This is a genomic window from Acetivibrio cellulolyticus CD2 (assembly GCF_000179595.2).
Classification (GTDB): domain Bacteria; phylum Bacillota; class Clostridia; order Acetivibrionales; family Acetivibrionaceae; genus Acetivibrio; species Acetivibrio cellulolyticus.
This window is the reverse complement of sequence record NZ_JH556653.1, coordinates 2,168,432-2,192,750: the sequence shown is the minus strand read 5'-3', so window position 1 is coordinate 2,192,750 and position 24,319 is coordinate 2,168,432. Positions and strand designations below refer to the sequence as shown.

The 24,319-nt window shown below is 32.6% G+C and carries 22 protein-coding genes; 18 read left to right on the top strand and 4 right to left on the bottom strand.

Features of this window, described 5'->3' with window-relative positions:
* Positions 1-831: IS66 family transposase (tnpC, locus tag ACECE_RS27325; RefSeq protein WP_010681376.1), on the top strand; the 831-nt coding region annotated here is incomplete at its 5' end.
* A 286-nt stretch (positions 832-1,117) separates the two neighbouring features.
* Here tnpC and ACECE_RS31100 read toward each other — a convergent pair.
* On the bottom strand, positions 1,118-1,387 hold the full coding sequence (locus ACECE_RS31100; RefSeq protein ID WP_162862527.1) for a hypothetical protein: 270 nt from the start codon (positions 1,385-1,387) through the stop codon (positions 1,118-1,120).
* A 451-nt stretch (positions 1,388-1,838) separates the two neighbouring features.
* Here ACECE_RS31100 and ACECE_RS0211570 point away from each other — a divergent pair, with 451 nt between their 5' ends.
* Positions 1,839-3,398, top strand: a complete 1,560-nt coding sequence (locus tag ACECE_RS0211570) for a BNR-4 repeat-containing protein (RefSeq protein ID WP_010681375.1) — start codon at positions 1,839-1,841, stop codon at positions 3,396-3,398.
* An 8-nt stretch (positions 3,399-3,406) separates the two neighbouring features.
* Here ACECE_RS0211570 and ACECE_RS0211565 read toward each other — a convergent pair whose 3' ends face one another.
* Entirely contained in the window at positions 3,407-4,318 is a 912-nt protein-coding gene (locus ACECE_RS0211565; protein WP_010681374.1) for a lipase family alpha/beta hydrolase, read from the bottom strand.
* A 437-nt stretch (positions 4,319-4,755) separates the two neighbouring features.
* Between ACECE_RS0211565 and ACECE_RS0211560 the strand changes: the two genes are divergently transcribed.
* The gene (locus ACECE_RS0211560; RefSeq protein ID WP_010681373.1) at positions 4,756-5,175 is read left to right on the top strand and encodes a CBS domain-containing protein; all 420 of its coding nucleotides are present in this window, start codon (positions 4,756-4,758) and stop codon (positions 5,173-5,175) included.
* A 125-nt stretch (positions 5,176-5,300) separates the two neighbouring features.
* Here the strand turns inward: ACECE_RS0211560 and ACECE_RS0211555 are convergent, their stop codons facing one another.
* Both ACECE_RS0211555 and ACECE_RS0211550 read right to left on the bottom strand, forming a co-directional pair.
* Complete coding sequence (locus ACECE_RS0211555) at positions 5,301-5,750, bottom strand: hypothetical protein (protein ID WP_010681372.1); 450 nt, start codon at positions 5,748-5,750, stop codon at positions 5,301-5,303.
* Positions 5,751-5,791: 41 nt separating this feature from the next.
* Positions 5,792-6,235, bottom strand: a complete 444-nt coding sequence (locus ACECE_RS0211550) for a cell wall hydrolase (protein ID WP_010681371.1) — start codon at positions 6,233-6,235, stop codon at positions 5,792-5,794.
* Between the two features lie 200 nt (positions 6,236-6,435).
* Here ACECE_RS0211550 and ACECE_RS0211545 point away from each other — a divergent pair, with 200 nt between their 5' ends.
* The 15 genes from ACECE_RS0211545 to ACECE_RS0211480 all read left to right on the top strand — a co-directional run bounded on the left by ACECE_RS0211545 (position 6,436) and on the right by ACECE_RS0211480 (position 24,291).
* On the top strand, positions 6,436-6,609 hold the full coding sequence (locus ACECE_RS0211545; protein WP_010681370.1) for a small, acid-soluble spore protein, alpha/beta type: 174 nt from the start codon (positions 6,436-6,438) through the stop codon (positions 6,607-6,609).
* 398 nt (positions 6,610-7,007) lie between these two features.
* Complete coding sequence (locus ACECE_RS0211540; RefSeq protein WP_010681369.1) at positions 7,008-10,148, top strand: Ig-like domain-containing protein; 3,141 nt, start codon at positions 7,008-7,010, stop codon at positions 10,146-10,148.
* 108 nt (positions 10,149-10,256) lie between these two features.
* Positions 10,257-10,466, top strand: a complete 210-nt coding sequence (locus ACECE_RS32605; protein WP_162862526.1) for a hypothetical protein — start codon at positions 10,257-10,259, stop codon at positions 10,464-10,466.
* Between the two features lie 352 nt (positions 10,467-10,818).
* Entirely contained in the window at positions 10,819-12,108 is a 1,290-nt protein-coding gene (locus tag ACECE_RS0211535; RefSeq protein WP_010681368.1) for a GumC family protein, read from the top strand.
* Between the two features lie 64 nt (positions 12,109-12,172).
* The gene (locus tag ACECE_RS29325) at positions 12,173-12,697 is read left to right on the top strand and encodes a winged helix-turn-helix transcriptional regulator (protein ID WP_010681367.1); all 525 of its coding nucleotides are present in this window, start codon (positions 12,173-12,175) and stop codon (positions 12,695-12,697) included.
* A gap of 43 nt (positions 12,698-12,740) precedes the next feature.
* Positions 12,741-15,752: an O-antigen ligase family protein gene (locus ACECE_RS0211525; RefSeq protein ID WP_010681366.1), complete on the top strand. Its 3,012-nt coding sequence runs from the start codon at positions 12,741-12,743 to the stop codon at positions 15,750-15,752.
* Between the two features lie 97 nt (positions 15,753-15,849).
* Positions 15,850-16,944, top strand: a complete 1,095-nt coding sequence (rfbB, locus tag ACECE_RS0211520; protein ID WP_010681365.1) for a dTDP-glucose 4,6-dehydratase — start codon at positions 15,850-15,852, stop codon at positions 16,942-16,944.
* Positions 16,945-17,018: 74 nt separating this feature from the next.
* Positions 17,019-17,897: a glycosyltransferase family 2 protein gene (locus ACECE_RS0211515; RefSeq protein WP_010681364.1), complete on the top strand. Its 879-nt coding sequence runs from the start codon at positions 17,019-17,021 to the stop codon at positions 17,895-17,897.
* A 30-nt stretch (positions 17,898-17,927) separates the two neighbouring features.
* A complete protein-coding gene (locus ACECE_RS0211510; protein ID WP_010681363.1) occupies positions 17,928-19,241 on the top strand; it encodes a hypothetical protein in 1,314 nt (437 codons plus the stop codon).
* A gap of 27 nt (positions 19,242-19,268) precedes the next feature.
* Positions 19,269-20,135, top strand: a complete 867-nt coding sequence (locus ACECE_RS0211505) for a glycosyltransferase family 2 protein (RefSeq protein WP_235715944.1) — start codon at positions 19,269-19,271, stop codon at positions 20,133-20,135.
* A gap of 36 nt (positions 20,136-20,171) precedes the next feature.
* On the top strand, positions 20,172-20,876 hold the full coding sequence (locus ACECE_RS0211500; protein ID WP_010681361.1) for a nucleotidyltransferase family protein: 705 nt from the start codon (positions 20,172-20,174) through the stop codon (positions 20,874-20,876).
* Positions 20,873-21,886, top strand: coding sequence for a GHMP family kinase ATP-binding protein (locus ACECE_RS0211495; protein WP_235715936.1), 1,014 nt, complete (start codon positions 20,873-20,875; stop codon positions 21,884-21,886). The genes ACECE_RS0211500 and ACECE_RS0211495 overlap by 4 nt, the downstream gene beginning before the upstream one ends.
* Before the next feature lie 18 nt (positions 21,887-21,904).
* The gene (locus ACECE_RS0211490) at positions 21,905-22,507 is read left to right on the top strand and encodes a D-sedoheptulose-7-phosphate isomerase (protein WP_010681359.1); all 603 of its coding nucleotides are present in this window, start codon (positions 21,905-21,907) and stop codon (positions 22,505-22,507) included.
* A complete protein-coding gene (gene gmhB / locus ACECE_RS0211485) occupies positions 22,485-23,033 on the top strand; it encodes a D-glycero-beta-D-manno-heptose 1,7-bisphosphate 7-phosphatase (protein ID WP_010681358.1) in 549 nt (182 codons plus the stop codon). The genes ACECE_RS0211490 and gmhB overlap by 23 nt, the downstream gene beginning before the upstream one ends.
* Positions 23,034-23,130: 97 nt before the next feature.
* Entirely contained in the window at positions 23,131-24,291 is a 1,161-nt protein-coding gene (locus ACECE_RS0211480) for a glycosyltransferase (RefSeq protein ID WP_010681357.1), read from the top strand.
* Positions 24,292-24,319: the final 28 nt, after the last annotated feature.

Sequence of the window (24,319 nt, the reverse complement as noted above, 5' to 3'; positions counted from 1 at the left end):
AATAAGGAAGAAGGCAAACAAGCTAGCAGTGATTCTTTCATGTGGGTCATGCGAAGTGCAGCTTGTGAAGAGATCAAGGCAGCTTTCTTCCACTATTCCAGAAGCCGAAGCGGTGATGTTGCAAAGCAACTATTACAAGGGTTTCATGGATATCTAACCACGGATGCGTATAGTGCTTATGAGAAAGCGGAGAACATTAAAAGAAATCTTTGTTGGGCTCATTGTCGACGCTATTTCATAGAAAGTATTCCGCTGGACAATAAAGGAAAAGAGATCTCGGGTTCCAAAGGAGCTGAAGGAAGGGAATTCATCAATCTTCTCTTCAAAGTGGAAGATGAGATAAAGGAACTGTCATATGACGAAAAGAAAGAGAAGCGTCAGGAGGCGTCACGCGCCATTCTTGATGCCTTTTGGTCATGGGTTGAAGAGACCTCTGCAATTTCTACTACAAATGAGAACCTGACAAAAGCTCTAAATTATGCTAAGAATCAGAAAAAGTATCTCGAAACATTTCTAGAAGACGGAAGACTTCCCATCTCAAACAATCTTTGTGAGGCAAATATCAAACCATATGCCGTGGCAAGAAGAGCCTGGCTTTTTGCTGACACTCCAAGGGGAGCAACTGCTAATGCGATCCTTTATACATTGGTGGAATCTGCCAAAGCAAATATTTTGGACGTGTATGAGTATCTAAAATATATCCTTGAAGCAATGCCTAATACAGATTTTAAAAACCACCCAGAACTTCTGGACAAGTACCTGCCTTGGTCAAAGGATTTACCGGAAGAATGCAGGCTGAATCATAAACATAAAAAGTGCTTCAAAAAATGACACCATTAGCTTATCGCAATGATCGTGATATAGCTAGACGTCATCTTTTGAAGCACTTACGTTTTATACTTTATACGCTTAGCAAAAAACCCAAACCAGCAAGTGGAAATATCTGCATAAACAGTTGTTAGCGGAAAACCACAGAATTCACTTTGCTAGAAAACCATTAAGGAATATCAGATGGTTAGCAATGAGAAATGACACAGCTTCATGGCAGGACATCAATAACCATGGAAAAACCGGAATCTTAAAAATTCCGGTCTCACATAAACACACATATTGCTTACTACCAAGTCAGCCAACCGCAGGTTTTATAGTCATGTGAAGTAAATTTATAGTAATTGTCTATATCAAACTCCCTCTTAGCCTTTCTCCTTAATTGTCTGAATATGAATTTACGTATGTACTTGCTTTCTTTATAGTAATGATAACCATACCCACGGTTACGATTACGATAGTCCTTGTATTTTTCCAACCTTGGACACTTATAATACTTTTGGGTCTTGTAAATTCTAGAAATCTTACTTTGTAATAGTTCATCTTCCCATTTTGCCATTTCGTCATAAAATCCAATACTCAAAATAATCCCTGGTACAAAACTATAAGATTTACCTAATAGGGTAGATAGCTTCAGTACCTAGAGGTCGATGATATAAGGTTTCATTAAGGTCACCTACTTTCTGACTGAAGACTTTTATATAAAAATTATAAAATGCGAGGAAATAATTTAACAGACAAAAAGTTTGCAAAGAAAAATATCGAAAGGTAAGAAATTTCAATAAAATCAGCTATTACCAAAAACAAGTATGGCGTAAGATAAAAAATCCTAGAGCAAACTTTTTTGTAAGCTTACATATAAGAAGTCTTGCTGCCTTTATGCAGAGATTGATATATTCATACCTGCTTAACAATATTACAGAATTCGTATATAATTATTGTAAATTAATGACTTAAAGAATTAATTCCCAATACTACATTGGAAAAATAAAGGGGAGGGTTTAATTGGTATGAAAAGAATAATAGGTTTTTTGTTGTCTTGTATGTTATTGCTAAACTTGGCAGTTAGCATTACTTTAGCTGCCGAATTGGGGGTAAAGTGTGGAGATTTGGATGAAAACGGTTCAATAAATTCAATTGACTTTGCTTTACTTAGAAAGCATTTGTTAGGTATGAGTTTATTGACTGGAAACCCTTTAAAAGCAGCAGATGTTAATTATGATGGCAGTGTAAATTCGATAGATATAGCACTCCTGAAAATGCACTTGCTAGGGATTAAGTCTTTGGATACAGGAGAAGTAAAAGAATTTGGGAAAGTGGAAGATAATCTAATGACTTACTCAGGGTTAACAGTTGTATCTTATGGAGGTTATTTAAACGGTGAATCATTCCAACAGGATGGAATTATTTCTTATAATGGTTACCAATACACAGCCTTCTGGAATACCAACAGACATGTTGTTTTTGCAAGAAGGGCACTGCCTTCAGGAGAATGGAAGAAATTCGAGTTTACAGACTATACAAATACTTCTGATGATGCACACAACACAATTTCTATCGGGATTTGTCCAAAAGACGGTACCATACATCTTTCCTTTGATCATCATGGAAACGATCTGCACTACCGTAAGTCGGTAAATGGCCTTGCTGCTGATCCGGCAAATCATTCATGGGATACTTCAAGCTTTGGCGCGGTTACAAGCAGTTTGGGAAATACAAAAGTTACCCTTGTTACATATCCAAGGTTTATTACAACTCCGGAAGGAAATATACTATTTGAATACCGCTACGGTACGAGCGGGAGCGGCGATCAATATTTGTGGGAATACTCAGGAGCTACCCAGCAATGGACCAGCCTTGGTAAATATATTGATGGCATATCCGACAGTGTAAATGCTTATGCTCATGGTTTGTCATATGGCAAAGGGAGTAACCGTCTTCATATGACATGGTGCTGGCGTGATACATCGGATGCTACTACAAATCACGATCTGTGTTATATTTATAGCGATGATAACGGGCGTACATGGAAAAACAATGTAGGTACTGAAGTGGCGAAAACCGGAACTACCTTTATAAATAAAAACTCTGCTGGAATCAAAGTGTGGACTATTAATCAAAACAGGGGACTTATAAATCAGGAGCACCATATAGTGGATTCTATGGGGAGAGTGCATGTATTACTTTCCCATATGCCCGATTCGAATTCTGACGATTCCAATTTTACCAATGCGAGGACTAAGAGTAAGTACTTCCACTATTGGAGAGATGTAGACGGAACATGGAAAAGAAATGCTATGGACTATAGTGTAGTAAGTAATTTCCGTGGCAAGCTTGCAGTTTCATCTAGTAATACACTCTATGCAATTTTACCTGATCTCAGAATTGCTTCAGCAACAGCTGCATCTAATTGGACTGACTGGACTTTGATTGATATAACTGATCAGGGTAGATTCTTTTCAGATCCGCTTATTGATTTGAATAGGCTTTATAATGAAGATAAGTTGACTGTATTATATCCAGTTAAAAGTTCACCAAACATATATGCATTAACTTATAATTTAAAATAAAAATCAAATTAATTCTGTTTTTCAGACGGATAGGCCAAATTGGTGTTCAACATCCCGCCTATCCTCTGAAAGACCCTCATATTGTTCAAAATCCCCTTATGATTAGGCGCATTCAATAAATCTCCGCTTAATATGCTATCCATTGTAAAGTTATTTTCCCCTATATTGAATATCTCGGTATTTATCTTCCATTCATCAAGGTTGGAGCTCTCTTCAGTTACAACTTCATCATACTGACTTGTTATATTTGCAACTTGTATGGATCGATTTAAACCTTTATTAATTGAGGCTTCAAAAATATTAGTAAATAAATTACTATCCGGTGCAAGATCTTTGATAGACTGATCATTATAAAAATTTTCCCCAAGAGATGCAATATATGATCCTTTATGAGGAGCTGACGTAAAAATAATTTTATTAACATCTTCATTTTTAAGATATTCCTTACTTGTTGTATAGTATCTTGCCACAAGGCCCCCCATGCTATGCGTAATTAAAGTAAATTTATTAACTAAGATACCATTGCTAATATACTCATGCCTTTTATCACTTAAAAATTTACCAAGCACTTTTGAACCAGCTATTACCCCAGCTTTTGAATCATACTCCAAAGTATTGCAGGAGAATTTGTTTGAGGTAAGATATTCGCTTAAGTTATCGTAGACTTCAGGGGATTCCTGATAACCGTAAATCATGACTATAGGCGTAGATATCAGTTTAAATCCTATTGAAGATGACTTATTTGAATTTTTTATCTGTGCTGTTATTTTAACAGAAGGGTTTTCTTTACTTTTTAATTCATAGTAGTTTTGTGGTGTGTATGAAAAAATGCACTCACCAAGTGAATTGGTGGATTCTTTTTGAGTAGAAAGTTCACCTGTGCCATTTTCAATAAAAAATCTTAAAGTAGCATTTGACATAGGGAAACCTTCCGAATTTTTTACACTGGCCTTTAAAAAAACTCGATTGGACGATTCCGCACTGATAGTGTGGATTTGAGCATTAACAACTGAAACGTTTATTGTAAGGTTGTCTTTATTATATATTGAGTAATAAATGTAGCTTGAGATCGGCTTGAAAAAAAATAGTAAAAACATAATTAAAGTAAAAAATATAGATAAAAGAATTATTTTCAATTTGTGGTGCATAGAAATCAGTCCTTTTGATTTTGTATAAATAAGTATATCTACTATTATTATATCATCTTAATTATAAATACTAGACTGTTTAATGTAAATTTAAAATAACAAATTTATACTATGAAGGACGTAGTTTATTTTATTAACATTATATTCAACGGTTATCAAAAACATAAATGAGGATAATATAATCGAATTCAAAATAAGGGGATGATTATGTGAAAGTAAGAGAAAAGATGACAAAGAATGTTGGGTATGTTAATCCATCAAATACAGTAGTAGAAGCAGCTCAATTAATGCAGAAGCTTAATGTTGGATCTGTACCGGTGTTTGACCAAAACAAAGTAGTAGGTGTTGTTACAGACAGAGATATAGTTGTTAGAAATGTTGCGCATGGTAAGATTCCGCAAGATACAAAAGTTCAGGATGTTATGACTTCCCAGGTAACAACAGTTACACCTGATATGGATGTGGACGAAGTGTCAAGAATTATGGCACAGCAGCAGATAAGAAGAGTTCCGGTAATTGAAAACAACCAGTTGGTAGGAATATTGGCATTAGGTGATATGGCTACTGACTATAGGTTTGATACTGAAGCATCACAAGCTTTAACAGAAATCTCAAAGAAGACAAAGTAGTTTCAGTGTAAAGTATAAGAGATAAGTACTGGTAAACATATCGCAGCGGTATATGTAATTAATGCAACAAACTCCGCTGCGATATTGTTTCAAAAACAAACTCTACTGCTATTTTGTTTAAAATATTAATAATAGAATCTTACAAATTTTATTGAATACATATCGCATAACAGCAGATCATCGGTTTCTGTTTCTCGGATTATAACATAACTAGTACCTACTTCTAATAGTGTTCCTTCCCTATCTTGAAGCATATTGGTTCCAATTAGAAATTCTATTTTAACATGTCTTCCTATCTGAGTTTTAAGATAGCCTTGGGTATATTGAATATTTTGTACTGTTTCCGGAGCTCCACCAGTGCCACCAACTGGTACTGGAGAAACAGGCATAGGAGTAGTTTGCTGAACAGGCATAGGACTACTGTACATAGGTCCTGTAGGAATGCCTGTTGGCATCTGTGTTGATGGAAGTGCTTGAGTAAATTGTGAAGCAGCTTCAGCCCCACAATGTTGGCATGGGGACATATAGGGGTTCATTTTTGGCATCATTGCATTTTTGTTTAAGTAATTTGGCATAAGAAAACCTCCTGATTTAAATTTAAATTACTTTGAATTAATTAAGTCTCAGCATATAGCGGCGTAGGGTTGTAAAAACAGTGTTGATTGACTCTGGTAATAAACTCTCCTGTGCCTGATGAAGGGAATATATCGCTACAGCTAGGGCTAAATGGGTTATAGTACCATAAGCAATCAGCTATTCCCGAAAGCTCATTTCCTGCTAATGCCCAGTCTGCAACTTCATAGTGAATATCTTCCGGCGGTGTTGCCCATATAGTTTGTGGATTTACTTCTCCATATACTGTATCCATAACACAGGTGAATTGGTATGGTTGGAATACAACCTTCCGAAGGTCGCCCTGACAGACTCTTAAGTATTCACCATAAGAAGCGTGGACTCTGTTCATGACAACATTTGCTACAGCTTTCATCCCGTTCATACCTTCCCCGCCAGCTTCGCATTTAATTAGCCTTGCCAGTAATTCTCTTGCTGTAAAGGGCATATATTATCACCTTTCTTTAAATAGAATGCGGTTAATGTATTATATTAACATAAGCTTAAAAAGGTAACTGTTTGATGAGAATTTTTTAGAATGCATTGAAAAAATTTCATTAAATTATATAAGAGAAATTGTTAATAATAAGAATGTACGCAAATTAAATATATAAGTAGTTTCTACTTATATAAAAGGAGGCATGAACTATGAGTAGACGTGGAGGAATAATGTCCGAAAGTCTTAAAGCTGAAATAGCAAAAGAGTTAGGAGTATCCAATATCGTTGAGAATGAAGGCTGGGGTTCTGTTTCTTCAAGAGATTGCGGAAATATTGTAAAAAAGGCTATCGAAATGGCAGAAAGAAACCTCAGTAACAGATAGTAGTGCCTTAAGCGTGACAAAAGCCGGTGAAAACCGGCTTTTTATATTTTAATACTCTTTTCTTTGTTATTATAATGAAAAATTCATATTAATTTTATATAAAATAAATGTTTTATTTCCTAAAAATATATGATATAATTTCCCTATTAAAACGCCCAGCTGCTTAAATGTAGTTTGTTTCAATTCTATTACAATTTCTTTACACTTAAATTCTAGATGTTGACTCACAAAAATGCCGATGGTATAATTAGTTTTGAATTCAAGATAGGTTAAGTGCGCCAGTCTTGAGCAAAATGCAAGATAGGTCAGGTTAAGACACATAGGGATAAGGCGTAGCCTGGCTTTATATTTTAAGCCTGCTTCCCCAAAAAACAACAATACAAGGAGGATTTGAGAGTATGAAGAATCTCAAAAAGATGTTAGCGGCAGTATTATCAGTTGCTATGGTTGGATCAATGGCTATAGCTCCTACATTTGCTGCAACATACAGCTATGAAAAAGAAGCAAATGAGCTTAACACAATCGGTTTGTACAAAGGAATCGATGAAAAAGTGTTCAATCCAGATTTAGGAGCATCACTAGACAGACAAACTGGAGTAGTTATGCTTCTCAGAATTTTTGGCCAGGAAGACGAAGCATTAAAACTTTCAATGGAACAAGCAGATACAATGCTTGCAAAATTCAAAGATGCTGGAACAATAGCAGAATTTGCTAAAAGGCAAGTAGCATTTGCGGTTGAAAAAGGCATTGTAAAAGGTTATGCAGCAGATTCAACATTCAGACCTGCAGCTGCATTAAACGGTAAAGCTTATAGTTCATTGATTCTCCAACAGTTAGGTTACGATGGAGACTTCGATTACAAAACTGCAGCAACTAAATTGAGCGAAATCGGTGGTTTAACAGCTACTCAAGCTTCAGCATACAATAGCGATGCTGGAATAATCAAAGATGATTTAGTAGGTATTTCTTACGGAACATTGGAAGCTAAGTTTAAGGCTGATGGCGTAAAACTTATTAAATCATTGATAACAAGCGGAGATGTTAAGGTAGATGATCTTAAGAAAACTGAAATTAAATACCTTGAAATCAAATCTGTAGCTGCAATCGCTGATGTTACAGTTGATATCGGAGCTGCTGCTACACTTCCAGCTACTGTTAAAGCAACTTATGAAGATGATACTACAGCAGATGTAAGTGTTACTTGGCCAACAGTTGATACTTCAAAAGACGGTGAACAGACAATCGAAGGTGTTATAGCTGATACTACAGTTAAAGCTACAGTAAAAGTTATAGTTGCACCTGCTGAATTAAGAGTTGAAGGTGTAAGTTCAGACAACTTAAAAGAAATCATAGTTACTTTCTCAAGAGCAATAGCAGATGCTGATAAAGCTGAAACAGAAGCAAATTATACAGTTAAAGTTGGTTCAACTAGCAAAGGTGTTGATTTAGCTACATTGTCTGAAGACAAGAAATCAGTAGCTTTAACATTAACAAATGCTGTAAAACAACAGGATAAAGTAGATGTTACAGTTAAAAAAGAAGTTGGTTTAACTGCAGATGCTACTAAGAGCATTGATGTTATCAAAGATACTACATTACCTGTAGCGTCTTCCATCAAGTTAACTGGACCAAACACATTTGATATCACTTTCTCAGAACCTGTTCAAGTTAATTCAGCTTCTGGTTCATTAGCAGAAGTACTTGTTAATAATGGAATTTATGGTGTTGTTAGCAAAGACCTTTCAGCTAATAAGAGAGTTCTTAGTGTAAAAATTGGTGTAAGTTCATTAGGTGAAGGGACTTATAAAGTTAAAGTAAGCAACTTCAGTGACTTTGCAAACTTTAACGTATTATCCAATACTTTTGAATTGGCATATCTTAAAGATACAACTGCTCCTGTTGCAACATTAAAATCAGCTAGTCAGACAGAAGCAATTATCGTATTTGATAAAGCTGTTTTTAGAAAAGATAAGAGTGGAAATGATGCAAAATTAACTGTTGATTACTTCTACCACACTTATACAGCTTGGAAGCCTGTAAGTGTAACTACAACTGATAACAAAGAGTTTATTCTTAGCTTTAATGATGGAACAGGTGGTTTAACTGACTACTATTTACCAGAAGGTAATGTAGTTGTTACAGTATTAAAAACAGCTGGAGATGTAGAAGTTGTAGATGCATGGGGCAACAAGATGGCAGACGATGCTAAATTGGCAGCAACTATTACTGTTGACAAAGAAGCTCCAACTGTTACAAAGGTAGAAGCTACAGCTGAAAATAAGGTAGAAATCACTTACTCAGAAACGCTTAATCAAACAAGTGCTGAAACTGAAGAAAACTACGTTATTAAGGATTCAAGCGCAAAGAAAATAGAGAAAACATTTGATGCAACTTACAATAGCGCTGATAAAAAAGTTACACTTACAATTTCTTCAGCTCTCACAGGTGGAACTTACACATTAGAAATTAAAGATATTAAAGATTCATCATTAGCAGAAAATAAGATGGTTGCAGTTACAAAAGAATTTGTAGTAACAGATAAAACTGCTATTGATCCTACTGCTATTAAAGCAGCTTATCTTTCAACACCTGCTGGAGAACCAGAATATATCTATGTAACGTTCCCAGAAGATATGAAAGTTGAAGGCGTAGGTTCAATACTTGATAAGAACAACTATAGATTAAATGGTGCAAAACTTCATGATGATGCTACAATAGAAATATTTGGTTCAAACAAGAAAGTTAAGATAACTGTTCCAGAAACTGTTCCAGCGACTTTAGTTACTGGTACTTTGACAGTTGGAAGATTCGCTGATGCTGCAGGTAATTTGTATGACGCTCTATCTACAGGAATTGCTCTAAGCGGAGAATCAGCACCTGAAATGTTTAAAGTTACAACAAAAGAACTTAACAAGATAGAGATCGATATCAAAGGAAAAGTAACAACAGTTTCTTCAGATTCATTTACAGTAAGTGGTTCTGTATATGGTCTTGGCGGTATCGAATCAATATCTTATGCAGTTAATGATGATGATAAGTTAGAACACACTCTTATTCTTGCAACATTGAGAGATGTATCAAAACTTGCTACTTCAGATTCAAAACCTACAAATGTAACTGTTGTTGCTGATAAAGTAAAATCAGATACAGGTAAGGCTATGGCAGCAGGTGCATTTACAACAAATATAGTTGATGGTATAGCTCCTGCATTTGTAGCTCCAACTACTGATGCAGCTAAGAAGGTAAGCACAACTGGTAAAGTTATAACATTAACATTTGATGAAAATGTAAAAGCAAAAAGTAATGATTATGCTGCAACTGATATCATTGTAACTTATGATGGAGCAGCATTAGTAGCAGGAACAGATTACACGTTAGCTGTTAGTACAACAGGTTCAACTACAGCAACATTAACTTTCATTAAAGCATTGACAGCTGGTAAAACTGTAAAAGTTGAAACTAAGAGTGCAGTAAACTATATTACAGATGCTTCTGCTAACAAAGCTAAGGCATTTAGTCAAGAGTATACAGTAGAGTAATTAATAGTTAATATCTAAATAGGGAACTGCTGCAAGACCACTAGGTTTTGCAGCAGTTCTTTTTATATTTCTTAAGAAAGTGCATTGATTTTTAAAGATAATAAAATCTTGAATCGCAGAAGATGCAAAGATTTAAAAAGAAATGTAAAAGTGTACCATGTGAATTTGCCGAAGAGCATAAGACTCCAAAGCCCTTCTGAAAAAACTTCAAATGAAAGCACAACATACAATAGTGCAAGTACCCGCTTTTCTTACAAAGACATTCTCAAACCTACTAATTCCAAGCAAACTACAACATGGGTTTCAACGGGACGTTAGCCCCATTTTTTAATGCCTAAGAAAGTGCATTTCTTTCTGGCATCAAAAAAGTCTACCGAAAGGCTGTTTGCTGCAGAGGAATACCCTAGCTTTAATTCGTCGGAGCCGATTTTTTATTTTGTATTAAAATCTGGTAAAGCTAATTTAAGGCTTCATATAGCTTTATAAAATATAAATGAAGGATAATTTATATTATATTTTATAAAATTTACTATTTGACAAGAATACGCAAATTTTATACAATTAGTACGTTCAGTCTATGAACATATCTATTTATGAGAGTTCTAAACAGGGTAATTCTAAATTGGATTGGTTACGAATAATTATTTTTAATAGACAGGTGGGGAAAAATGTGGAGGAAATTAGTTTAAGGCAAATCATTGAAATCATTTTAAAAGGGAAAAAAAGTATATTAATTATTACAGCCATATTTGCTGTTGTTAGTATTATTGCGAATTTTTTTATCATTAGTCCTATTTATGAAGCTCAAGTAATGTTGAGGATTTCACAATCAACCAACAATATTTCGCAGCAGGTTACTGAAGATGGTGCAACACTTGCTGGATTACTTGGTGCTATGTCACAAAATGGTGATACATCTATAGAAACATATAGAGAACAAATAAAAGCGCCTGTAATTTTGCAGTATATCAGAGAACAAATGAATTTTAAAGGTGTTCCGCTTCAACAGATATCAAATAAAATATCTGTAGAAGATATAAAGAATACAAATTTGATTACAATTAAAGTTACCGATGAAAGTCCAGATACTGCTGCAAAAATAGCTAATATGGTTAGCGCAAGGTTTACAAAGTTTATTACAGAGACAAACCAAAAACAGGCTGAGAGTTCAGGTGAGGTACTGAAGGCTCAGATGGATAAAGAAAAGAAAAATCTAGATGAAGTGTCAAAGAAGTTGGAAGGTTTCTTATCAAAACCAAGAGGACCATCTGAACTTCAGATGGAATTAGATTCAAAACTGGAACAATTAACAAATTTTAAAACTACATTAGCTCAAATAAAAATAGATGAAAGTTCTACGGCTGCATCAGTTGGACAAGGTAAGCAGCTACTTGCAAATACACCAAGAACGTTAGTGACGAAAGTCAATTTACTGGAAAATGATTTGTTGGCAGATGCCATAAGAGACAAAACAGGTCTTAGAACTAATGAAATTTCACACATAAATTTAACTACTGAACAAATAAATGAGGTATATATTGAACTGTCAAATAATGTGAATGAGTTGGATTTAAAGTTGTCAAATCTTCAAGCTGAGAGGGTAAATACTGAAAAAGCGATCATCGGTTGCCAGAAGGAAATAGAAACTATTCAAACAGAGCATGCACAAAAACAGCGTGAATATGACATTTTAAAACAAGAGCAGGATATTGTTAAACAAACCTATGAGGCGTATCAGCAAAAATATAAGGAATCGGTAATTAAGCAATCTATAGATACAGGAAATGAGAGCATAGCTGTTGTTTCAGAAGCATTACCCCCAGTAAGACCTATCGCTCCAAGAAAGGTATTCAACACAGCAATATTTATGGTAATAGGAATGCTGTTGGGCACGTTTATTGTTGTTGCAAAAGAGTTTTGGTATAGTACAGACCTCAATATTACAAAAACAATAAATTAGTTAGTATTGTACTTCTTTATCATAGTTATAGTAAGAAATCTTAGTTGATAGAGGATAAAAATATATGGAGAATGAATTACAGATACTTCAAAATATACAAAAGACGAGCCTTACTACACAGCGAGATATTTCAAAACTTACCGGAATTTCGCTTGGTAATGTTAATTTGATTATAAAAAAATTGATTGAAAAAGGCATGATACAAGTTGAAAAATTGAATACCCGGTCGATGAAATATACATTGACTCACAAGGGGATTAAGGAAAAAGCTGAAGCAACCTATAAATATATTATAGATTCATACAGGTTTATAAATCAATTCCATAATAATATGGAGGATAGGGTAAAAGAACTTAACACCAAAGAATTTGACAAAGCTATTTTATTTGGCCCGCAGGACGAGATATGTAATATTGTTAAGAGTACATTCAATAGAAAAGGTATTCTATATAATTATATATCCGATAAAGAAGATTTTGAAAAAATAATATATTGTGAAAACACTATGGTATTTGTGTGGCATCCAGATTTTGAGGATTATTTTGAATCATCAAATTTAAAATATGTTAATATTTTGAATGAAATATAATAGATTAACCAGATTTAAACAAAGGACAGTAGAGGGGATTAATATGACTAAAGTTAAGAAAAAAAATAGCATTAATATTAACAATAAATATTCTAATATATTAGCAAAATTTATAATTGTAGCTATATCGATACTAATGTTTTTTGCACCTTTTCTTCAAGGTTTATATTTTGAAAAAGACCAGTATCCTGCAGAAATTTTTGTATTCATTATCTTTGGTATCTTTTGGATTTACAAAATGGTTAAAAAAAGCAAGCTGACTTTAAGTAATCCTTTAGAATATGCTGCTTTTGGTTTTTTGGCAGTCTATTTTATATCCATATTTGTTGCTGCAAGTACCAGAGCAGCAATAGGTGAATGGTTAAAATATTGTATGTACTTTGCCGTGTTTTTTATGTTGTCAGACGTCATCAATGATTATAGAAAAAAAATAACGCTGTTATGGGTGCTGGTAGTATCTTCTCTTGGTGTAAGTATATTAGGTATAGACAGTGCTTTTGGTGGAAAGATTGTAAATTTAATAAACAATATTTTTAAGATGCTAGGTTCAGATTTTAAATTCTTTGGACTATATGTAGATGGAAGAGTACACTCGACGTTCCAATATCCTAATACTCTTGCTGCATATCTTTTGGTGGTGTTTTTCATTAGTATTGCTTTAATGCTTACTGGTTCTAAATTATGGGTTAAGTTAGCTGCTGGAATTTGTGGTACATTTTATATTGTTACTTTTTTATTGACTATGAGCAGAGGTGCATACATTTTATTGCCAGTTGTGTTGCTTTTGTTCTTTTTAGTACTTCCTAAGGATTATAAGATACAAGGGGCAGTTTATTGCTTTAGTATTATACTTTCAGGGGTAACAGTTACAGGTATTTCGTATTTATTAAATAATCAAGATATAGTTTATGCAAAGACTATATTAATACTATTAATAGGCATGGCTTTATCGGTTGTAGTAAATCTTCTATTGGAAAATGCAGTAAAGTTTTTGAAGAGAATTAGCTTAAAGAAGTGTTTGATAGTCCCGGTGGCGCTTGTAATTATTTCAATTTTAGTGGTACTATACGTATTCAATTCTACAGCCCCGTTAAGTTTTTCACATAGTATAAAACAAGAGGATAGTTTCATAATTACTACAAAAACAATAGAGCTATCACCTAATAAAGTATATAAACTCATTTTTGATGCGCAGGCTGCAAATGAGTTAAAAGAGGAGTATGCGTTCTTTATAGAAATATTTGCAAAAAACAAAAATGATATAATATCAGGAGTATCAAAAAAAGTAGCTTCCTTTCCTGGTAAAAGTACTAATGGTATAGAACAACAGGAAGTATTATTTAAGGTTCCACAAAATATGGACATAGCTGATATAAAGTTTATAAATTATCATAAAGGAACTAGTGTTACCTTTGATAATGCGAAAATTGTTGATAGCCAATCAGGAAAACTGGTTAAAAGCTTGACTTTAAAACATAAATATTTTAACAACATTGTCAACCGTTTTGAGGGTATGACAAGCAATAAAAGTTCGATTCAAAGAAGTATTTATTATAAAGATGGGTTTAAAATGTTTAAAGATAGTTGGTTGTTAGGAGCAGGAGGAGGAGCGTGGCTACAAAAATATTATTCATACCAGTCATTTAATTATAGTAGTACACAGCCACATAATTTTCTTTTGCAGATTGCTACAGACTGTGGTATTGTTGGAATAATGTGCTATGTATTATTGCTGATAGCTTTTATTACAGCTTTTGCTAAGGAGTATCGCCATAGAAGCATGAACAATATAAACGATAGAATAGTTCAAGGGGCTATATTTACATCTGTTTCTGTTCTAATTATGCATTCTCTATTTGATTTTGATCTTTCATTTCCGTCCATTGCACTTATACTATGGGGATTATTAGCATTATATAATGTGAGAAATAAGGAAGAGACAAATGAAGAAAAGATTGAGTACAAATATACGGTTATAAATAGGGTTTTGAATTTATGTAGCAAGATTAATAAGTCAAAACAATTTAGTTTACATCCGATTATTGGAGTGATAGTTAGCGTTATTGTTCTAATTATTCCAATAAAATTTATAATGGCTACGAATTATTCTGATAAAGCAAATAAATTTGCTAACAAGAATGATATCAAATTTGCTATAGAGTATATGAAGAAAGCAGCAGATACAGATGCGTTTAAGCCTGATTATAAAGTTGATTACGCTAAGCTGCTCATTTCAAAAGAAAGTGTGACCAGTGAAGACCTTTATGAGGCAAATGAATATATGGCTAAGGCCGAAAGATTTTCTATATATAACACTAATCTGAGAACTAAAATTGCTGAATATTATTTTAAAACAGGAAAGCTCGACAAAGGAATTGGTTATGTTGATAGTTTGGTAGATTATAAACCTTTTGCTGTTGAGGTGTGGCAACAGAAAGTTGGTATATACTACCAATTAGTTATGAGGTATTTACAACAGAATAAAAAGGATGAGGCATTAAAGTATATTGATATGACTTTAGAAATTATCAATGAAGCTAAAGAAAAAAATAAAAGCAATATGGTTCCTTTCAAGTTTAATGACAGTACAAATGATATGCTTGAAAAGTTGAATTATATCAAGGATAATATAAATGAAAATAGACAAAATGACGTAAACAAGATTGTTTTTTATAATATCCCGGATATAGATGTTAATTTGGATAATATACCTGATCAATGGGAACTTAGTGGAAATGGAGATGCTGAATTATCTTATGAGGACAATAAGATTATAGCTGAGGCTAAAAATGGGGCTTTATCAAGTAGAAAGTTGAAACTTAAACCTAATACCCAATATCGTATTAAACTAAAAATGGATAATTTGACACAGCAAACACCAATATCATATAATTTAGACGGTATAACAGCAAAGGCTGAAGAATTTAAGACGGACAAAGATATTTTATCAGCAGTTATAACATCACCACAAGGATCGAAAGAATTTGAAAGTGCTTTAAAGATTAATATTAATGGAAAATGTGAAATTTCTGGAGTTTTGATTGAAGAAATATAGCATAATTGAGTTTTCGGTAAATTTATTTGCAGGATGAATCTCATTTTAGAAGTGGGATATAAATTTTCAATATATTATAACGGAAAGGTGAACCTATATGCTAATTGATAACGTGAATAATAATAAAACTTCGTTCCTTTTAGTAACCGGTGGAGCCGGTTTTATTGGAAGCAACTTCATCACATATATGCTATCAAGATATAATAAATATCATATTGTAAATCTAGACAAGTTGACTTATGCAGGCAATTTGGAAAACCTAAAGGAGCTAGAGAATAAAAGCAATTATACCTTTGTTAAAGGCGATATTTGTGATAAGGAATTAGTAAACTTATTATTTAATAAATATGAAATTGATTATGTTGTTAATTTTGCTGCTGAAAGCCATGTTGACAGAAGTATTTTAAATCCCGAAATATTTGCGGATACAAACATCATAGGAACACTAAACCTGTTAAATGCAGCTAAAAAAAGCTGGGAGGGCAAAGAGGGATTCAGGGAAAGTTGTAAGTTTATTCAGATATCTACCGATGAGGTATACGGGTCGTTAGGCGATACCGGGTTCTTTACAGAGTTGACTTCTCTAGACCCCCATAGCCCATATTCTGCAAGTAAAGCAAGTGCAGATCTTCTTGTAAAATCATATTATGATACTTATAGAATGCCTATAAATATCACCAGATGCAGCAATAATTACGGACCCTATCAGTTTCCTGAAAAACTGATTCCGCTAATGGTAAATAATGCACTTAATAAAAAGAAGCTTCCCGTGTATGGAAATGGCAGCAATATAAGAGATTGGCTATATGTAGAAGATCATTGTTCAGCTATAGATTTAGTACTTCATAATGGAAGAATAGGTGAGGTATATAATATTGGTGGAAATAATGAAAGACAAAATATTCAAATAGTAAAGACAGTAATAAACTTTATAAACAGTAACGTAGATAATTCGATAGATGAAGAGTTAGTAACTTATGTTGAAGATAGGAAAGGTCACGATAAAAGATATGGTATCGATGCATCTAAGATAAAAAAAGATCTTGGATGGGAGCCTAAAACGACCTTTGAAGAAGGTATTAAGAAGACAATTAATTGGTATTTGGAGAATAAGGAATGGCTTTGCAATATAACCTCAGGCGGCTATAAAGATTACTATGAAAAAATGTATGGTAATGGCTTGGGTGTATAAAACCAATGAAATTAATCAAAACAGTGTTAATGTAATATATAAAAGTTGTATAAATTAATTGAAGAGGTGATAAATTGCATACTAATAAAGTCAGTGGTGTTGTTGTTTTATATAACCCATCTGAAGACGTTATAGAAAACATTAATTCATATATAGATAGTTTGGACGTGCTATATGCAATTGACAATTCAGTTAATATTAATGAAATAGTTGTAAAAGCTTTAAATGAAAATAGTAAAGTGAATTATATTTTCAATGGTGATAATTTGGGAATTGCAAAAGCTTTAAATATTGGAGTGGAAAAGGCCATATGTGGTGGATGTGAATGGATTCTAACAATGGATCAAGATAGCAAGGCAACACCTAATTATATTGATTCTATGCTTGAAACGTACAAGTCATATATGAGCAAGGATAAAGTAGCTATTATAGCACCAGTGTACTATAATAACTCAAGAGGTTATAGTGGTAAACTGAATTCATATGAGAATAAAATGTTCACTGAAGTCAAAATGACAATAACTTCAGGAAATTTAGTTAAGGTAAAGATATTCAGTACTGTAGGGTTTTATGATGATGATCTTTTTATTGATAATGTAGATTTTGATTTTTGTATTCGTTTGAGAAAACAAGGCTATAGAATTATTAGATCTAATTATTCATCGTTAATTCATGAGTATGGGAATGTTACAAGACACAAATTACTTTGGCGTTATTTTTATACCACAAACCATAGTGCTTTTCGAAGATACTTTATGGCAAGAAATAGTGTGATTTTATTTAAAAAGTACTTTTGTATTGAGCCGATTTGGGTAACGAAAAACTTATATAATCTTTGTATATCTATTTTTAAAATATTACTGATAGAAGAGAAAAAAACTCCTAAAATTAAAAATTCATTTAAGGGGTTATGGGACGGTCTTAGAGGATACAAAGGAAAGTACATTGAATAAAATTACTATAAAAGGATGTAATGTGATAAGATGGATAATAAAGATAATTTAGATAAAAAGCTATTAAAAAAAGGTAATATAACTATCTATTTTATTATTATTGTTTTTAGCTTGTGGGCTTTTCAAATAGGAAGTATAAATTTAACATTCGTTTTGAGTACACTTTTAATCATTAAAATTTTGTTCTTTGAAAAAAATTCTTTAAAGTTTTCAAAAACATTTATTGTTTTAATTTTATTCGAATGTCTAGCGCTTACTTATATATTGTTAGGTCTTGTTATTAATGGTAATTATACTTTTTTTAATAGAGTGGACTTTTTTGTTTCGTTTTCGGAAATAGTGGCTATATTTATTGCAACCGATGTTTTGATTTCAAAGTTTATTAAGGACAATGTAGGACCATATGAGTTGTCAAGAGCCTCTTTAAATATTGCTTTTATTATCTGTATAATATTATTTATACAGTACATTGTCTACTATTCAACTGGAAATCCGTTGCTAATAGGAGATTCAAAGTTTGTTATCACATATGGCAGTGCTAGATTTTCAAGTATATTTAAAGAACCCGCACATTATTCTTTTTTTCAACTTATTTTACTTTCAATAGGAAGATTAGATCAAAAATCTGGTAGAAAGCAAAAATCATCAATAAGATTTAAAGAAATTATAGTTTTGTTTTCAATTGTATTATCACAAAGCTTGTCAGGATATATACTTCTATTTATTTATATTATGATATTAGTTTTTTCAAAACTTGATAAATATTTGAAGATATTTTCCTGGTTATCATCTATGTTAGGCGGAATTCTATTGATAAAATTCTATATTGATATAAGTAGCATGTTTATAAAATCAGATATTGGAACTTTGAAGAGAATAGGTACAGTAATGATTATATGGGATAGTTCAGACGGATCAGCTGTATATAGATTTTATAATTTGTTTGAGAGAATTAAATTATGTTTTATTAATTCAAACTTTTTTGGAGCTGGGATGGGAAATGATGTTAGATGGCTTGATTCAGTGGGGTTTGCTTCAAATAAATTTATTACACTTGACAATTTGATTACATCAGAAGCGATTAGTTATTTATTTGTATGTTTGGGCATTATTGGTGGAATCCTGTTGATATTAAGTTTATGTTATTTAATTTTAGTTGTGAAAAAAAAGTCAAAAAATATAAATTTAAATTTACTGTTATGCATGTATTGTTTTTCGCTATTTTTTCAAGGGTACATTTTGTTGCCTTTTAATGCGCTTATTTTAGCGGTGATTTTATACTTTGCGTTTATGTATAAGGATAAAAAGTATTCAAATGATTACTTAAAATCCCCAATAGCATAATTTAAGAGGGTGAATAAATTGGAAAAAGTGTTTGTAGTTATACTTAATTATAAGGGATTAGAAGATACCATTGAGTGTATAGAAAGTTTAAAGAAAGTAAAGAGCAAATATAATGTGTCTTTGGTTGTAGTGGATAATGCATCTGGAGATGGTTCTGACGATGGGATTAAAGACAGATTCGATGATATAATTATGATAGAAAGTGAAGCAAACCTAGGTTATTCAGGAGGGAATAATCTAGGTATCAGATATGCGATTGAACATGAAGCTGATTATGTTATTATTATTAATAATGATACAATAGTTGAAGAAGATTTTATTGATGGTCTTGTTGTTAACTATGATAAAGATACAGGTATGTGTGCTCCAATTATATATTATTATGATAATAAGGATGATATATGGAGCTCTGGAGGTAAGTATTTTAAATTTAAGGGAAGTTATAGTATGACTAAGGGAAAGATTGATAAACCTACAGAATTTGATTTTGCATCGGGATGTTGTTTCTTAGTCAGTAGAAATATATTAGAGCGGGTAGGGTTGTTGCCGGAAGAATATTTCTTGTACTTGGAGGATACGGATTTTTGTTATAATATAAGGAAGAAAGGTCTTAAAATAAAGGTTGTTCCGCAAAGTAAAATATATCATAAAGTTAGTAAATCAACAGGTGGAAAGTCCCCATTAAATATTTACTACTCCAGCAGGAACAAGCTGATATTTATTTTAAAAAATTTTGAAGGCATAAAAAGAACATATGCCTTTTTAGTAAATTATATTATTAGAATTTTTAGAATGATACAGTACTTTTTACTTAGAGAAAAGAAGCTTTCTAGAGCGGTGCTCTGGGCATTAAAGGATTATAAAAAAATAGGGAAATCAACGAGAAAGTTTTAAAAGTATTTTGCAGATTAATTTGATAGGAGGGTTTGGATGGATTTTCTTATTCTTGCAGGAGGATTGGGAACCAGACTTAGAAGCGTTGTAGACGATAGACCGAAAGTTATGGCAGACATCAACGGTAGACCGTTTATTGAGTATCAGCTTTGTAAGATTAGAAAATATACTAATGACAAAATAGTATTATGTATAGGATATATGGGCGAAATGGTAGAGCAATATATCAATAAAAGAGATTTGGGAAGTATAGTGTTTTCTTATGAAAAGGAACTTCTTGGAACAGCTGGTGCAATAAAGAATGCTGAGGGGAAAATTGATACCAGAGAATTTTTGTTGCTGAATGGAGATACCTATCTGGATGTTGATTATGAAAGGTTGATTGAATTTCACAGAAGCAAAAATGCATTAGCAACAATAGTATTGAGGAAAAATGGGGATACTGGAAGGTATGGGAACGTCATTATAGATGAAAAGGATAGGATTATGTGCTTTAGTGAAAAAAGCAGTAATAATTCTAGTACTTTAATCAACGCCGGAGTGTACGTACTATCAAAGGATGTATTAGAAATGATTCCGCCTAATCAAAAATGTTCTTTGGAAAATGATATTTTTCCTGCTTTGGTTGAAATGAATTCTAAAGTATATGGATTTTTATGTGATAAATATTTTATAGACATTGGGATACCTGAGGATTATAAAAAGTTTATAAGCGATGCCAAGGATATAGAGGTGATATGATGATTATAAGAGCTAAAGCACCCTTAAGAATAAGTTTTTGTGGTGGTGGTACAGATGTAAAGGAGTATTTTACCCATAATACAGGAATGGTTTTAAGTTCCACAATCAACAGATATGCCTTCACGTCAATTATACCGAATAATACCAGAGAAATCGAAGTACATTCTCTTGACTATAATATTGTAGAAAAATATAACTGTGATGAAGACCTCTATAATTGTGAAGGTGGACTTGAATTGGTGAAATCAACACTTGCAGCGCTGAATGTTTCAAGCGGATGTCAGGTTTATCTTCATAATGACGCTCCTCCAGGCTCAGGGCTAGGGTCATCATCTGCAATGGTAGTGTCAATGATATCTGCCGTGTCTGAGTGGCAGGGGTTGGCATTTGATAATTATGAGATTTCTGAACTTGCATATAAGATTGAAAGGGAAGATTTAAAAATTGCAGGTGGCTACCAGGACCAATATGGAGCAACTTTTGGAGGATTTAACTTTATTGAATTTAGTAAGGATGCAATAGTGGTAAATCCTTTAATTATTAAACCTGATATTATTAATGAACTGGAATATAATCTGCTCATGTGTTACACGGGAGGTATCAGGTTATCATCTAAAATAATAGATGATCAGGTTAATAATTATATTCAGAAAAAAGAAGATGTTATTCATGCTATGGATGAACTTAAAACTTTAACAGTAGAAATGAAAAAGGCCCTGCTCAGGGGAAATCTTGATGATTTTGGTGCACTTTTACATGATGCATGGATAAATAAAAAAATGATGAGCAGTAAGATCAGTAACACAAAAATTGATGAGTTATATGCTGAAGCTTTGAATTCGGGTGCTTTGGGAGGCAAGCTTTTGGGTGCTGGTGGAGGAGGATATTTATTGCTGTACTGTCCTTATACCAAGAAGCATGTTGTCTCAGATAGACTTGAAAAAATGGGTGCCCAGGTTGCAGCGTGGAACTTTGAGCTTAAAGGTGTGCAGAGCTGGAAATTAAAATAAGATATTAAGGGTGGTAACATGATAAATTATTTGAAATCACAATTGGAAGAAAGTATAGAAGTTAAGAAGAAAATTATTAATGATGAAAATTTGGGTAAAATCATTATTAAGGTAGCAAATATAATAATTGATGCATACAGAAATAATAAAAAGATATTAGTGTTTGGGAATGGTGGAAGTGCTGCTGATGCACAGCATTTTGTTGCAGAGTTGGTTAATAAATTTAGATTTGACAGGAGAGCTTTAGCTGCAATTGCATTAACCTCTAACACATCAGTACTTACTGCTATATCTAATGATGATGAATATGGAAATGTATTTGCAAGACAGGTTGAAGCATTAGCCCAGAATGGAGATATTGTTATCGGTATATCAACGAGTGGTAATTCAAAAAATCTATCTAAAGCATTTGATGTTTCAAAAAATAAAGGTAGTACATCAGTAGCGTTGCTTGGAAAGGATGGAGGAGAAAATAAAAATTACTCTGATTTAAATATTATTGTTCCATCTTATGATACACCTAGAATACAGGAGGCGCATATTACGATAATTCACATTATTTGTGATATAATTGAGGGTACATTGTTTGGAGGAAATAATGGCAAAAGCAGTCTTTCTTGATAGAGATGGCACAATAAATGTAGAAAAGAATTATGTTTATAAAATAGAGGATTTTGAATTCATTGATGGAACTAAAGAAGCTATCAAGCGATTAAACGACAATGATTACAAGGTTATAGTAATTACAAATCAAGCTGGTATAGCAAGAGGATATTATAAAGAAGAGGATGTATTTAAGCTTCATAATTTTATGAATAAGGAGCTTAGCAAAATTGGTGCCCAAGTAGATGCGTTCTACTATTGCCCTCATCACCCAACAGCGGGTGATGAAAAATACAGAATCGAGTGTAATTGTCGAAAACCAAAATCTGGACTTATTGTGAAGGCTGTTAAGGATTTTGAATTAGATTTGTCAAAATGTTGGTTGATTGGGGATAAAGAATCAGATATAATTGCTGGTCAACGAGTTGGAATAAAGACAATTTTGGTTAGGACAGGCTATGGAAGTACAGTGGATAATTGCAAAACGATACAATGTGAGAGTTTGATAGAATCAGTAGATTATATTTTGAATTATTGCTTTTAGTAATATGAAAAGGGTGTAAGCTATGCCTGATGCAATATAACCTTGCTAATAGATTTGCTAGTTTTGACTTGAGAATAACTGAAATACTTAATGAAAGGTGGAAAATATTATTAGGATACTAGTAATTAATCCTTGGGGAATAAATGGAGATGACCAGTATGCAAATGGATTTTGTTCGGGAATGTCAAAGATAGCAGATGTTGATCTTGTGACAAATTATTACTACCCACACTTAAAAAGTTCTTATAATGTGTATAATATTTTTTTCAAATTTTCTGAAAATATGAATAAGGGTTTATTGAGAAGGGTATTGAGAGGATATGAATATTGGGCTACATATAGAAGGATATTGAAGTTAATCAGAAAGAATAATTATGACATAATACATATCCAGTGGCTTTTATTTTATTCATTGGATATTAAACTATTAGATAAGATTAAAAAGCATTGCAAAAAGCTTGTTCTCACAGCTCATAATGCAATACCACACGTTAATGGAGAGAGTAAGGTTAACATTTTACAAAAGTTATACGATAAATTTGATGCTATTGTGATTCATGGGAATTTTATTTGGGAAGAGTTAAAAAAGTACTTTAAATTGGATGATAGAAAAATATTTATCCAAAAACATGGTAGAAAATATGAAAATGTTAAGGAAGCTGATCCATCAGACTTACATGGAATTAGACTTCAACTTAAGGAAAGATTTATGACCGCTGATAAAATATTTTTGTTTTTGGGTAATATGTTTTATAACAAGGGTACAGATAGATTAGTAAATGTATGGTTAAAGACACAAAATAAAAATAACCTATTAGTTTTAGCAGGAAGGAAGTATAATGATTATAATGAACTTACAAACTTAGAACCTTTAATGAAGGAAAGAAAAGACATTATTTATTTGAATGAATTTGTAGATAATGATGTTGTTGATTTTTTATTTAATTCATGTGATTGTGTAGTATTGCCATATAGGCATGCGAGTATGAGTGGTGTTATATTTTCTGCTGCAGGGTTTAGAAAAACTTTTTTATGTACAGATGTTGGTAGCTTTAAAGAGTATATGATTGATGGAAAGACGGGATTTATTGCAGATAATGACGATAATGGCTTTGAAGATTTGCTTTCATACATTATTGAAAATATTGATAAACAGACACTTCAACTCATGGGGATTGACAATTATAACTTCATTAATGAGATATGCGACTGGGATAGTATTACGAGGAAACTATATGATGAATGCTATATGAGTTAGAGATAATCAAATAAAATCTGTTGAGTCT